Origin of the sequence: Rhodococcus sovatensis, from assembly GCF_037327425.1 — a bacterium.
Taxonomy (GTDB): domain Bacteria; phylum Actinomycetota; class Actinomycetes; order Mycobacteriales; family Mycobacteriaceae; genus Rhodococcoides; species Rhodococcoides sovatense.
Genome location: NZ_CP147846.1, coordinates 415,096 through 427,741 on the forward strand (window position 1 = coordinate 415,096; position 12,646 = coordinate 427,741).

The 12,646-nt window shown below is 64.6% G+C and carries 12 protein-coding genes; 6 read left to right on the top strand and 6 right to left on the bottom strand.

Annotation, left to right across the window (positions count from 1 at the left end):
* Nucleotides 1-127 precede the first annotated feature (127 nt).
* Nucleotides 128-1,762, top strand: coding sequence for a fatty acyl-AMP ligase (locus tag WDS16_RS01905; protein ID WP_338890081.1), 1,635 nt, complete (start codon nucleotides 128-130; stop codon nucleotides 1,760-1,762).
* 22 nt (nucleotides 1,763-1,784) lie between these two features.
* Here WDS16_RS01905 and pth read toward each other — a convergent pair whose 3' ends face one another.
* From pth to WDS16_RS01920, 3 genes are all read right to left on the bottom strand, one after another.
* Nucleotides 1,785-2,363 (bottom strand): aminoacyl-tRNA hydrolase, encoded by a 579-nt coding sequence (gene pth, locus WDS16_RS01910; protein ID WP_338890082.1) that lies wholly within the window; start codon nucleotides 2,361-2,363, stop codon nucleotides 1,785-1,787.
* A gap of 82 nt (nucleotides 2,364-2,445) precedes the next feature.
* Entirely contained in the window at nucleotides 2,446-3,087 is a 642-nt protein-coding gene (locus WDS16_RS01915) for a 50S ribosomal protein L25/general stress protein Ctc (protein ID WP_338890083.1), read from the bottom strand.
* 199 nt (nucleotides 3,088-3,286) lie between these two features.
* Nucleotides 3,287-3,853, bottom strand: a complete 567-nt coding sequence (locus tag WDS16_RS01920) for a helix-turn-helix domain-containing protein (RefSeq protein ID WP_338890084.1) — start codon at nucleotides 3,851-3,853, stop codon at nucleotides 3,287-3,289.
* Between the two features lie 60 nt (nucleotides 3,854-3,913).
* Here WDS16_RS01920 and WDS16_RS01925 point away from each other — a divergent pair, with 60 nt between their 5' ends.
* Nucleotides 3,914-4,645: a DMT family transporter gene (locus WDS16_RS01925; protein WP_338890086.1), complete on the top strand. Its 732-nt coding sequence runs from the start codon at nucleotides 3,914-3,916 to the stop codon at nucleotides 4,643-4,645.
* Nucleotides 4,646-4,862: 217 nt separating this feature from the next.
* Here the strand turns inward: WDS16_RS01925 and WDS16_RS01930 are convergent, their stop codons facing one another.
* Nucleotides 4,863-6,032: an aminotransferase class V-fold PLP-dependent enzyme gene (locus WDS16_RS01930; RefSeq protein WP_338890087.1), complete on the bottom strand. Its 1,170-nt coding sequence runs from the start codon at nucleotides 6,030-6,032 to the stop codon at nucleotides 4,863-4,865.
* 111 nt (nucleotides 6,033-6,143) lie between these two features.
* On the opposite strand from WDS16_RS01930, the gene egtA reads away from it, so the two are divergent.
* From egtA to egtD, 4 genes are read left to right on the top strand one after another with little or no spacing between them, the layout of a single operon-like run.
* A complete protein-coding gene (egtA, locus tag WDS16_RS01935; RefSeq protein ID WP_422395744.1) occupies nucleotides 6,144-7,400 on the top strand; it encodes an ergothioneine biosynthesis glutamate--cysteine ligase EgtA in 1,257 nt (418 codons plus the stop codon).
* On the top strand, nucleotides 7,397-8,695 hold the full coding sequence (egtB, locus tag WDS16_RS01940; RefSeq protein WP_338890090.1) for an ergothioneine biosynthesis protein EgtB: 1,299 nt from the start codon (nucleotides 7,397-7,399) through the stop codon (nucleotides 8,693-8,695). Before egtA ends, egtB begins: the two co-directional genes overlap by 4 nt.
* A complete protein-coding gene (gene egtC, locus WDS16_RS01945) occupies nucleotides 8,688-9,428 on the top strand; it encodes an ergothioneine biosynthesis protein EgtC (RefSeq protein ID WP_338890091.1) in 741 nt (246 codons plus the stop codon). Before egtB ends, egtC begins: the two co-directional genes overlap by 8 nt.
* A gap of 10 nt (nucleotides 9,429-9,438) precedes the next feature.
* Complete coding sequence (gene egtD, locus WDS16_RS01950; protein WP_338890092.1) at nucleotides 9,439-10,419, top strand: L-histidine N(alpha)-methyltransferase; 981 nt, start codon at nucleotides 9,439-9,441, stop codon at nucleotides 10,417-10,419.
* Between the two features lie 21 nt (nucleotides 10,420-10,440).
* On the opposite strand, the gene WDS16_RS01955 is transcribed toward egtD, so the two are convergent.
* Together WDS16_RS01955 and WDS16_RS01960 are read right to left on the bottom strand one after the other, a co-directional pair.
* Nucleotides 10,441-11,823: an ABC transporter permease gene (locus tag WDS16_RS01955; protein WP_338890093.1), complete on the bottom strand. Its 1,383-nt coding sequence runs from the start codon at nucleotides 11,821-11,823 to the stop codon at nucleotides 10,441-10,443.
* On the bottom strand, nucleotides 11,820-12,572 hold the full coding sequence (locus WDS16_RS01960; RefSeq protein WP_338890094.1) for an ABC transporter ATP-binding protein: 753 nt from the start codon (nucleotides 12,570-12,572) through the stop codon (nucleotides 11,820-11,822). The genes WDS16_RS01955 and WDS16_RS01960 overlap by 4 nt, the downstream gene beginning before the upstream one ends.
* Nucleotides 12,573-12,646: the final 74 nt, after the last annotated feature.

The following is a 12,646-nucleotide window of genomic DNA, read 5'->3' on the forward strand; positions in this document are numbered from 1 at the left end:
TTCTACTTCAATGTGGGCGTGTTGCCGGTACCAGGGTACTCGGACGTATTCGGCGGTAACGGTTACCGTCCGGGTGCGGATTCAATAGCGTGGAGGGGGTCGGGATTTTCCTCACAGGAGATGAGCATTGAGCAAGTTCACCGAAGAGATGTTCGCGACGGCTCGCACCAGCGAGCGTGGGCTGGTCACCGGCGAGCCCGATGAGGCGCTGCGTCAGTCCTGGGGAGAAATCCACCGGGTGGCCAGGTCCATGGCCGGGGCACTCGCCGACGCGGGAATCGATCGTGGCGATGCCATCGGCATCCTGGCAGGCCAGCCCGTCGACATCGCGCCGGCCTGCCAGGCGACCTGGATGCGCGGCGGTTCGGTCACGATGTTGCACCAACCGACGCCGCGGACCGATCTGGCTGTATGGGGCACCGACACCGAGACGGTCGTGCGGATGATCGAGGCCAAAGCCGTCATTCTGGGTGCACCGTTCGATATCGCCGCTCCGATTCTCGAGGAACGCGGGATCACCGTGTTGAAAATCGAGGACATGCGGGGCGGACGCGACATCGACCCCGTCGACACCGACGAATCCGACATCGCGTTGCAGCAGTTGACGTCCGGTTCCACCGGGTCCCCGAAGGCCGTGCGGATCACGCACGAGAACTTCTACGTCAACGCCTACGCGATGATCGACCGCATCAAGTTCGACGTCGATTCGGACGTGATGGTGTCGTGGCTGCCACTGTTCCACGACATGGGCATGGTGGGCTTCCTGACCGTTCCGATGCAGGTCGGCGCCGAGGTCGTCAGCATCACTCCGCTCGACTTCCTTCGGTCACCGTTGTTGTGGGCCAAGCTCATTCACAAGTATCGCGGAACCGTTACGGCAGCACCGAATTTCGCGTACTCACTGCTGGCGCGGCGGTTGTCGCAAGCCGAGGACGATCTCGATCTCGATCTGAGCTCGCTGCGGTACGCCTGGAACGGCGCCGAGCCGGTCGACCCCGACACGATGACGTCGCTTGCCGAGGCCGGCAGACCGTACAAGTTGGATCCGTTGGCGCTCGCCCCGGTATACGGCATGGCGGAAACGACGCTCGCCGTATCTATTCCGGACCCGAATCAAGGTCAGGTACTCGACGTCGTCGACGCCGATCTGCTCGAGGCGATGGGCCGCGCGGTGCCCGCGACCAAAGGCAATCTCCGCAGGCTCGCGACGTTGGGCAAGATGGTGCCCAATCTCGAAGGGCGCGTGGTCGACAAGGAAGGTCAAGTCCTGAACGCGCGTGGCGTCGGGATCATCGAGGTACGCGGTAGAGCGGTGACACCGGGCTACATCACCGTCGAAGGTCCGGTCGTCACGCAGAATGCCGACGGCTGGCTCGACACCGGCGACGTCGGCTACTTCACCGAGGAAGGGCTCGTGGTCGTCTGCGGGCGCATCAAGGACGTCATCATCATGGGCGGCCGCAACATCTATCCGACGGATATCGAACGCGCCGCCGGGTCGGTACGCGGTGTGCGCCCGGGCAATGCCGTCGCTATCCGGCTCGATGCGGGCGACAAGCGCGAGAGCTTCGCCGTTGCCGTCGAGACCAACGACTTCCAGAATCCCGACGAGGTCAAACGAATCGAGCACGAGGTGGTGCATGCGGTGCACTCCGAGGTCGGCGTCCGTCCGCGAACCGTCGCCGTCCTCGGGCCCGGCTCGATCCCCAAGACGTCGTCCGGGAAGCTGCGCCGGTCGAATTCGGCCTCGCTGCTGGGCTAGCGGGTCTCAGGATGGTCGCCAGCTACCGCGGGTGCACCTGATTCTGTGCGGCCTCCAAGCCGACACGGAGGACCAGTTCTGCGGCGTCGGCAGCCTCCTCGCAGATCACTCCGAGGTCCTTGCGTTCGGCCGACGAAAACGGCTTGAGCACGTACGACGCCGGATCCATTCGCCCCGGTGGCCGCCCGACGCCGACTCGGACTCGGAGATAGTCCTTGGTTCCGAGATGCTGTGTGATGGAACGCAATCCGTTGTGTCCGCCCTCGCCGCCGCCGAGTTTCAGTCGGATCGTGCCGAAGTCGATGTCGAGTTCGTCGTGTATCACCACGATATTTGCCGGTTCCACGGAGTAGAAGCGCGCCAGTGATGCAACCGGTTGACCGGAGAGGTTCATGAACGTGCGGGGCTTGGCTACGATCACCGACTGGTCGCCGAGTCGGGCCGTCACGATATCGGAGTTCGACTTCTTGTGCGAGGAGAACTTCGCACCGATCCGATCTGCGAGCACGTCGGCGACCATGAAGCCAGCGTTGTGGCGAGTCGTCTCGTACTGCGACCCCGGGTTGCCGAGGCCGACGATCAGCGCAGTCACAGTGTTCATGCTCCCATTCGAGTGAGACGCCTTCGGCGCGCCGCTCCCTGGGAAGGGAACGACGCGCCGAAGGGGAGTGCTGAGGTGGAGACTAGCTCTCGTCGGAGCTGCCCTCGTCCGATGCGGCCTCTGCCTGAGTTTCGGCGTCGCCGGTCTCGGTGCCCTCGGCCTCGAGGTCTTCCTCGGACGGAGCCTCGACGACGTTGACGAGCAGCAGCTCGGGATCGGAGATCAGCGTGACGCCCTCCGGCAATGCCAGCGTGCCTGCCAGGATCTGGGTGCCGATCTCGGCGCCCTCGATCGAGACCTCGATCTGCTCGGGGATCGACAGCGCGTCGGCCTCGATCTCGACGTAGGTCGAGTCGGTGTAGACGAGCGTTCCGGCCGCAGCATCGCCTTCGACGATGACGTTGACCTCGACGGTGACGCGCTCACCCTTCTTGAGGACGAGGAGGTCGGCGTGCTCGATGCTGCGCTTGATCGGGTGGACCACGACGGACTTGGTCAGTGCGACCTGCTCCGCACCTTCGATGTCGAGCGTCAGAACGGCGTTGGTGCCGTGGTTACGCAGAACAGCCGCGAAGGCGCGCGAGTCGAGCGCGAGGTGCTGGGGGTCGGTGCCGTGTCCGTAGAGAACGGCAGGAACCTGGCCGTCGCGACGTGTGCGGCGAGCAGCGCCCTTGCCGAATTCGGTGCGGACGATCGCCTCGAGTTTGTTTACTTCGTTTGCCATGTGACTCTTCAGCTCCTGGATCAATTGTGGACAAGACTCGTCGGGGCGGACACGTACGAGCAGGGCCAGGGGCCGAGCCGCGTCGATCACGGTAGATCCTGTTCGGATCTACCCTCGCCGAGACAACCTAGGAGACTTTACACCATCGGAGGAGGCGGCTTCGCCGCCAGTGGCACGACTATGTGCACCCTGGTGCGCTTTACCGTGCCACTAGGGAGCGAGCAATCGACCGAGCCACGTCGATGGCGTCACCGCGGCCACCGGCCGTTTTCATGATCACTGCGCCCTCGTGGATCACGGACAGCTCGGACCCGAGTGCCTCGGCGTCGGAGAACCGAGCTTCGGTCGCGAGGCGTACGAACAGCGACCGCGTCCACTCTTTTTCTGTGCGGATGATGTCGAGCGCGGGATGGTCGGTGCCGCCGAATTCTGCGTAGGCGTTGACGAATCCACAGCCGCGGTCGTTCGCCCGCATCCATGCCTCCAAGGCGTCGTAGACGCCGAGGATCCGCTCTATGTCGTCGGGGTAATTCTCGAGATGTGCCAGGACGAACGCGCACCAGCGCTCGAAGCGTCGTTCCAGATAGCGCAGGACGAGGCCGTCCTTCGAGCCGAACCGGTCGTACAGCGTCTTTTTCGTCGTTCCGGCTTCCTCGGCGATGAGGTCGACACCGACGGCGCGTATTCCGCGGTCGTAGAACAGCGCGCTGGCCACGGTCAGGATGCGTTCGCCCGCGGGGGTCAGCGGTTTCGTCGCGATACTCATGTGTGTCTCCGATCACAGGTCTACTGCAAGTATACAGACCTGTATGGTTACCTCGATCTCATGACCCGAGTGGACAATCTTGCAGCTGTATCCCTGGTGATTCTGTGGAGCTCGGGATTCATCGGTGCCGACCTCGGCACCGCCCAGGCCCCTGCGCACACCTTGCTCGCGTGGCGGTACGTCGTCGCTGTCGTGATTCTGGCTGCGTGGTGCTGGTATCGCCGGCTGCGACCCACATTGCGCGGTGTCAAGCGTCAGGCAGTGCTCGGGTTCTTCTGTCAGTTCCTCTACCTCGGTTGTCTCGTCACCGGCGTCGGCCTCGGAGTTCCGGCCGGAACAGCCGCTCTGATCGCCGCCCTGCAGCCGCTTGTCGTCGCGGCCCTGTCGAGTCGATTTCTCGGCGAGGAGTTCCCGGCGAGTCGACGGATCGGGCTCGCGGTGGGATTCACCGGAGTCGTGCTCGTCGTCGCGGGAGATCTCGGCGGCGCGGCAGCGTGGCCGGTATATCTACTTCCGCTGCTCGGAACGTTGGCTCTGTCCGCAGGCACGGTCCTCGAACGCAAGCTCGGGACGACCGAGCCCATCCCGCTTGCGTTGTGCATCCAAGCTGCCGTGTCCGGGGTGCTGTTCATGGCGTGGAGCCTGATCGCCGGCGACGCGACGCCTCCGCTCACGACGGGATTCTGGGCGGCGGTTGCGTGGGTGGTGGTGTTCTCGACCTTCGGTGCGTACGGGACGTACCTGTTCGTCCTGCGCCGCAGCGGCGCCACGCGGGTCAGTGCGCTGCTGTAACTGACCCCGGCGACCACGATGCTGTGGGCATGGATGATGTTCGACGACCGCATCACGTGGCTGGCAGTGGCGGGCCTCGCCGTCACCCTCGCCGGACTGGGCGGCTCCGCCGCAGTTGGATGGCTGGGCGGCTCCGCCGCAGTGGCATGGTTAAGTGCACTCTGGGACGCTCTTTCGTGCCACTGGCGCGGAGCGCCCCGGCCACCGCGCGGAGCGCCTACAACGAACGAAGGGCCGCGACCATCTCGTCGAGTTGCTCGAACGTCACGAAGTAGTGCGGCGACGCCCGAATCACCGCGTCCAGTCCCCGTTGGTTCATATCGACAAGAGTCGACCGACGATGACTGACCGTCACGGTGATGCCCCGCTCGGCCAAGGCGTCGCGCACGTCGGTGGGGATCTTGCCGTCCGCAGTGAAGGACACGATGCCGCTCTTGCGCTCGCCCAGGTCGTGCACGGTCACCCCGTCGACTCCCCGCAATTGCGCGCGCAGGTATGTGGCCCGTTCCCGGACCGCTTCCTCGACGGCGTCGATTCCGATGTCCAGCAGATAGTCGACAGCCCTACCGAGTGCGAGGCGAGCCGCGACATCGCATTCCCAGAACTCGAACCGCGTGACGTCGGCAGCAAGTTGGAACTCCGACTTGGCTATCCATTGCGCGCTGTGCAGATCGAGCGCAGGGGGTTCCAGTGACGCCGCCAATTCCGGACGCAGATAGAGGAAGCCGGTTCCACGTGGTCCGCGCAACCACTTGCGGCCCGTCGCGCTGAGTGCATCGACGCCGAGCTCGCCGACGTCCACGCGCACCTGTCCGATCGACTGGCATGCGTCGAGCAGCACCAACGCGCCGTGGCGGTGCGCGAGTTCAGCGACCTCGCGTGCCGGGTTGATCAGGCCACCGTTGGTGGGGGCGTGAACAAGTGAGACTATTCGGACACGATCGTCGAGCATTCGTTCCAACGCATTCAAGTCGATCTGCCCCGAGGGATCGCTCGGCACGAACTCCACGATTGCGCCGACCGTGGCAGCTCGTTGCAGCGCCGCGATCGCATTGGACGCGTATTCGACTTCGCACAGGAGAATCCGATCACCCGGGGACAGGGGGACCGAATAGAAGAAGTCGCTCCACGATCGAGTTGCACTGTCGCTCAACGCGATGTCCGACGCCTGCGCGCCGATCAACTTCGCGATCGAACTCTTGACGGCCGCGAGATCGGCCATCCTTTCGTTCGCGGCCCGGTAGCCACCGACAACCGCTTCCCGACGAAGGTGCGCGACGGCGGTCTCGACGACGGGATCCGGTGGGAGCGATGATCCGGCGCTGTCCAGGAATACTGCACTGGCGGCAGCGGGAGTATCGCGACGGATCCGGTCGAGGTCGAACATGTGGGCGCCTTCCTGGACGAAGAATTGTCGGTGCGCTGTGGTGGACTCGTGGCTACTGTCGAAGCAAGGCTGCCACAAGCGCGGCGTTTCGGCGCGAACCGGTCAGGGTAGATGTGCTCGGAACACAAGGAGGCGGATGTGTCGTCCAACGAGAAGTCACTGAATCTGAGCTCGCGGCCGGCCGCCGAGGCGTACGTGTCCAAAGTGTGTTTCAAGCTCGGACCACCGCAACTCATCGGTGCCGAACTCGAATGGTTGACCTACACGAAGAACGGCGACAGGCCGTCGCTCGACAATATTGCCACTGCGCTGGGCGAGTACGCACCGCGCAGCATCGCACCGAATTCACCCGCCCTGACGTTGCCGGGCGGTAGTGCTGTCACCATCGAACCCGGTGGCCAGATCGAACTGTCCAGCGCACCGCACGCCTCCGTGCAGGAACTTCAACGGGCATTGGATGCCGACGCCGAAATGCTGGCGTCGCTGATGGACGCCGGCCACCTCGGCATGGCGTCGGCTCCGGCCGATCAAGACAGGGACCCTCAGCGCCTGCTGGTTCTGCCGCGGTACTGCGCGATGGAGAACCGGTTCACCACCATCGGGCCGTTCGGCAAGCTCATGATGTGCAATACCGCGGCCGCGCAGGTGAGCGTCGACGCCGGAACCGATCGCGCCGACGTCGCGCGGCGGTGGACCATGCTCGAGACCGTCGGGCCGGCGCTCGTAGCAGCGTTCGCGTGCTCACCGACGCTTCGCGGTGCTCCCGCCGGGCACTGGGCGTCGCAACGCATGCGCACCTGGCTCGAATTGGATGACAGCAGAACCGAAGTCCCGGCCACCGCTGACCCGGTGACCGACTACGCGCGCTGGGCCCTGGATGTACCTCTGCTGTGCATCCGCAGCGACGGTGAGAGCTGGGATGCACCGGCGGGAACGACGTTCGCGCAGTGGATCGAGGACGAGGAACTCGTCGGCCGGTCGCCGACCACTGCCGATCTCGGCTACCACTTGACGACGCTGTTTCCCCACGTGCGGGCCTGCGGGCATCTCGAGGTCAGATACCTCGACGCGCAACCCGACGGTCAGTGGGTCGTCCCCACTGCGGTTTTCGACGCGTTGTTGTCCGATCCAGCGATCACCTCGCACGCCACCGACCTTGCGCGGAGATCTGCGGGCCGCTGGGTCGACGCGGCACGGCACGGACTGGCCGATCACTGCCTGCGCTCGGCTGCCGAGGACCTGCTGCACCTGGCCGCAGCCAATTCCGACGCGTACGGCGACGTCGTGGCACAAGCCGCCGAACGATGTCGCACCGGTGAACCGCCCACATTCAGCAACAACGCGGCTACGACAAAGGAGTCGGTGTGACCAGCATCGAAGACCTCAGGAGCAAGGTCGAGACCGTTCTGACGCGCAGCCGGGCACGGAGCGCTGCCCTCACCGAGTGCGTCGACGAGACCGACCTCACTGCGCAGCATTCTCCACTGATGAGCCCTCTCGTCTGGGATCTGGCGCACATCGGAAACCAAGAAGAACTCTGGCTCGTTCGCGACGTCGGCGGCCGAGAACCGGTGCGCCAGGACATCGACGAACTGTACGACGCCTTCAAGCATTCCCGGTCCAGCAGGCGCGCGCTGCCCTTGCTGTCTCCCGATGAGGCACGCAAGTACGTGTCGACGGTCCGGGAGAAGGTGTGGGACGTCCTCGGTAACAGCCCGCTCGACGGCCGCAGGCTCGAACGGGACGGCTTCGCCTTCGGGATGGTCGCGCAGCACGAACAACAGCACGACGAGACGATGCTCGCTACCCACCAACTCCGCACCGGCCCTGCTGTTCTGCACGCCCCGCAGCCGCCGCGATCACGCGTCAGTGCAACCGGTGAAGCGATCATCGAAGGTGGCGAATTCACCATGGGAACCACCCTCGACCCATGGGCACTCGACAACGAACGCCCCGCTCATGCAACGTACGTTCCGACGTTTGCGATCGACGTCGCGCCCGTCACCAACGGTCAGTACGCGGAGTTCATCGCACATGACGGGTACGACCGGCCCGAACTGTGGAGCGAGCGCGGTTGGGCCCACCGCACAAGCGAAGGTCTCCGCGCACCACAGTTCTGGGAGGTCGATGCAGACGGAAGCTGGTGGCGTCGGGCATTCGGGGTGACGGAACCGGTGAAGCCGAACCAGCCCGTGGTGCATGTGTGCTTCTTCGAGGCCGAGGCGTACGCCAACTGGGCAGGCAAACGTCTTCCGACGGAAGCAGAATGGGAGAAGGCGGCACGGTTCGATCCGTCCACCGGGAGTGTTCGCAAGTACCCGTGGGGCGACGCCGAACCGACCGAACTGCACGCCAACCTGGGGCAACGCCACCTCGAACCCGCCGATGTCGGCGCATACCCGGCAGGCGCGTCACCGCACGGCGTGCACCAGTTGATCGGCGACGTGTGGGAGTGGACATCCTCGGAGTTCGGGCCGTATCCGGGCTTCGCTCCGTTCCCGTACGCGGAGTACTCCGAGGTGTTTCTGCGCGGTGACTACCGGGTTTTGCGCGGCGGATCCTTCGGTACCGACGAGGTTGCGTGCCGCGGGACATTCCGCAACTGGGACCACCCGATTCGGAGGCAGATCTTCGCTGGCTTCAGGTGCGCACGAGATGTGTAGACACCTGGGCTATCTCGGTCCGGCACGCAGCGTGGGTGAGGTCCTGACACAGGGGTCCAACTCACTGCGTGTGCAGTCCTGGGCGCCGAAGGACATGCGCGGCGGCGGGACCATCAATGCAGACGGCTTCGGTGCCGCGTGGTGGACCAGCGGAACGACCGGGTTGTCGAGCTATCGCAATTCGATGCCGATCTGGTCGGATCCGGCCGTGGACGATGTGCTCACCGGACTCTCGTCGACTGCCGTCGTAGCCGCCGTCCGTTCGGCCACGGTCGGGATGCCGGTCGAGCGGAGTGCTTGTGCGCCGTTCATCGACGACACCTGGGCCTTCAGCCACAACGGCGTCGTTTTCGGGTGGCCCGACGCCATGGTTGATCTGGTGTCGGAGGTGCCCACGAAAGACCTCTTGACCCTCCCCGCGCCGACGGATTCCGCGGCGCTGTGGGTGGTGCTCCGGCACCTGTTGGCCGAACACGAGCCGGAGAAGGCGCTGCGGATGCTCGTCGCACGCGTCGAGCAGTCTTCTCCTGGGCCACGTCTGAACCTTCTCCTCGGTGACGGCTCCACGTTGTACGCCACCACGCGGCACCACGCGTTGTCCGTTCTGCGGACCGAGGACTCGGTCACCGTCGCATCCGAACCTCTCGACGACAGCCCCGGGTGGGAGGCGATCGGCGACCGCAAGTTCGTTGTCGCTCGCCCCGGCCACGTCGACATCACCGACCTCGATTGAAGGAGAAACCGTGTCGGACATCGCACTCGATGTGCACATTTCACCGGAGAGGCTCCTGGAGGACCTCCGCACAGACGTGCGGCAGGGCCTGACGGCGTCACCGAAGTGGCTCTCGCCCAAATGGTTCTACGACGCAACAGGCAGTGCGCTGTTCGAACAGATCACCGAGCTGCCCGAGTACTATCCGACGCGCACCGAGCGGGCGCTGATCGAGGCGCATGCCTACGACATCGCCGAACGGACCGACGCAGCTATTCTCGTCGAACTCGGTTCGGGATCCTCGGAGAAGACACGGCTGCTGATCGCCGCCGGGACCAAGCACGGGTCGCTGCGCAAGTACGTACCGCAGGATGTGTCACCGTCGGCTTTGGAAGGGGCGATAGGCCAGCTCACGCAAGAGTTTCCGTCGCTCGAAGTGCAGGGAATCGTCAGCGATTTCACCGATACGCTCCAGAATCTGCCTGCCGACGGGAGCCGTACCATCGCCTTCTTGGGCGGCACTCTCGGCAATCTCATTCCCGACGAGCGAGCCGTCTTCCTGGCCGACGTCGCACAGGCTCTCATCGCGGGTGAGTTTTTGCTGCTCGGTGTCGGGCTCGTCATCGACGAGGATGTCGTGGTTCCCGCGTACGACGACGCGGCAGGGGTTACCGCGCAGTTCAACGCGAACGTGCTGTCCGTGCTCAACGACCGACTCGGCGCCGACTTCGACAGCGAGAACTTCGAACACGTCGCGTTGTGGAACGCCGACGCGGAGTGGATCGAGATGCGGTTGCGCGCCACGCGGACTCAGCAGGTTCGTATCGAGGACCTCGATCTCGACGTCACCTTCGACGAGGGCGAAGAACTCCGCACCGAGATCTCGGCCAAGTTCCGGCGCGAGGGGATCCAACGAGAACTCGTCGACGCGGGATTCCGCATCGACGAGTTCTGGACGGATCCGCAGGAACGGTTCGCCCTCATCCTGGCTCGGCGCAGCGACACTCGCTGAGCGTCATTGAGGTCACCTCGCTCATGCGTCGGCGAGAGCGACCACCGGCGCTATGGCGTTCGCTCGCCGCGACGGAATCAGCGACGCGCCGAGTGCGAGAAGCGCGGCGCACAGAACGGTTCCTACGATGACGGCCCACGGTAGCGTCGGCAACTGAATACCTGACTGGGCAATCGATCCCAGCAGCGATTGCGCGGCAGCCCACCCGTAGACGATGCCGAGGAGAAGCCCGAATCCCATCGACGCAATCACCATCTGGGCGCTTTCGGACACGATCATTCCTCGAATCTGTCTGCGGGTGAACCCGAGTGCGCGTAGCAATCCCAGTTCGCGGGTGCGCTGCATGATGCTGAGCGAGAGATTGTTGACCATCCCGACTGCGGCGATGACGCCGGAGAAGCCGATGAGACCGGTCATGATGCCGACGGTGACGGTCAGTACCTGATCGAGAGATTCCTCGCTGAACTCGTTCTGCAGCATCGACCGGTAGCTGTACATCGCCACCGCGAAGGTCACGACGAGGGTGACGCCGATCAACAAACCGAGCGCCGTTCGAGTGCTGCGCTCCGGGTATCTCGTTGCATTTGCGGAGGCCAAGCGTGCCGCGGGTGCATTGCCGAACAGGCGTCCGACATGGCGGAGGATCCACGGAACGATCCGGTGGGCACCCACCATGATTCCGGTGAAGGACGCTGCGCCACCGGCGAATGCGACCAGAACACCTGCGGGCGTCATGGTTCCCACGATGACTCCGAGTCCGAGCAGCATCGCCCCGCCCGCGATCAGGACGATGGCGAACGTCGTTCGGGCTCTGCGCCGACGAGCACCGCCGTCGTGGGTTTCGACGATCGCGCCGGTGGCCTGAATGGGCGTCACGTCGAGGACTCGCTTTGCCCCGACGTAGGACGCTACCCACGTGGTCCCGACGACGATGACGACCGGCAACGCAACCAGCGGCTGAACCGTCGTGTAGGCAACGTCGGGGAGTTTGCCGGCGGAGACCGCGACAGCTCGCGCGAGGTGGCTCAGCGCGACGCCGACCACAAGCCCGACGGCGGCGCCGAACAACCCCACCGACAGACCTTCGCGGGAGACAGAGCGTCGCAGTTCGCGACCGGAGGCGCCGAGAAGCCGCAGCAGCGCAATTGTTTTCGTGCGACCCGCGACGATAGTGGAGAACGTGTTGGCAGTGACGACCGACGCTACGTAGAGCGCCAGCAGGATGAACACCATCGCCACGCAGTACAGCGCGACGGCGACGGCGCCTTGACCGTCCTCGCCGAAGATGTCGAGCAGGAACGCAGTCGCCTGGATCAGTACCACACCGAAGAACGACGCCAGTGCCGTCACCAGGATGCTCGAACCGTGGTCGTTGCGTGCGGTCGAACCGGTCGCGGCCCTCACGCGACCTTCTCCATCGCGAGCATGTAACCCGAGATCTGCTCTGGAGTCGACCGGCGCCGCTCGTCGACGATGCGTCCGTCGGCGAGGAAAACAATACGGTCGGCGTAACTGGCGGCGATCGGGTCGTGGGTGACCATGACGATCGACTGCCCGTATTCCTCGGCAGCAGCGGCCAGGAGTGCGAGAACCTCTCGGCCGGTGCGGGAATCGAGGTTGCCCGTCGGTTCGTCGGCGAAGATCAGGTGTGGCGTGGAGCCGAGCGCTCGGGCGATGGCGACTCGTTGCTGCTGCCCGCCGGACAGTTGGTGCGGTAGATGACCGGTCCGTTCGCTCAGACCGAGCGTCTGGATGAGCTGCGCCACCCATGCCGATTCCGATTCGGTAGGTGCATGTCCGTCGAGCTCGAACGGAAGCATGATGTTGGCGCGGACATCGAGCGTCGGAACGAGATTGAAGGCCTGGAAGATGAAGCCGATCTGGCGTCGTCGAAGTTCGGTGAGGGCGTCGTCGCCGAGGCGAGTGATGTCGGTGTCCGCGAGCACGACTTGGCCGGAGGTGACGGAATCCAGACCGGCCATGATGTGCATGAGCGTGGATTTGCCGGAGCCGGACGGGCCCATGATGGCAGTGAATTGGCCTCGATGCACGTCCAAGGACACGTCGTCGAGTGCGTGCACGATGTTCGTGGTGTCACCGTAGCTCTTACGTACTCGGTGTACGCGAGCGACGGGGGAAGTTGTGTTCGTCATGGCTACGACGTTATGAGCGTCGGCTCGGCAAAGAATCAGGCTGGAGTAGTCGGTTCGTACATCCCGAGGATGAC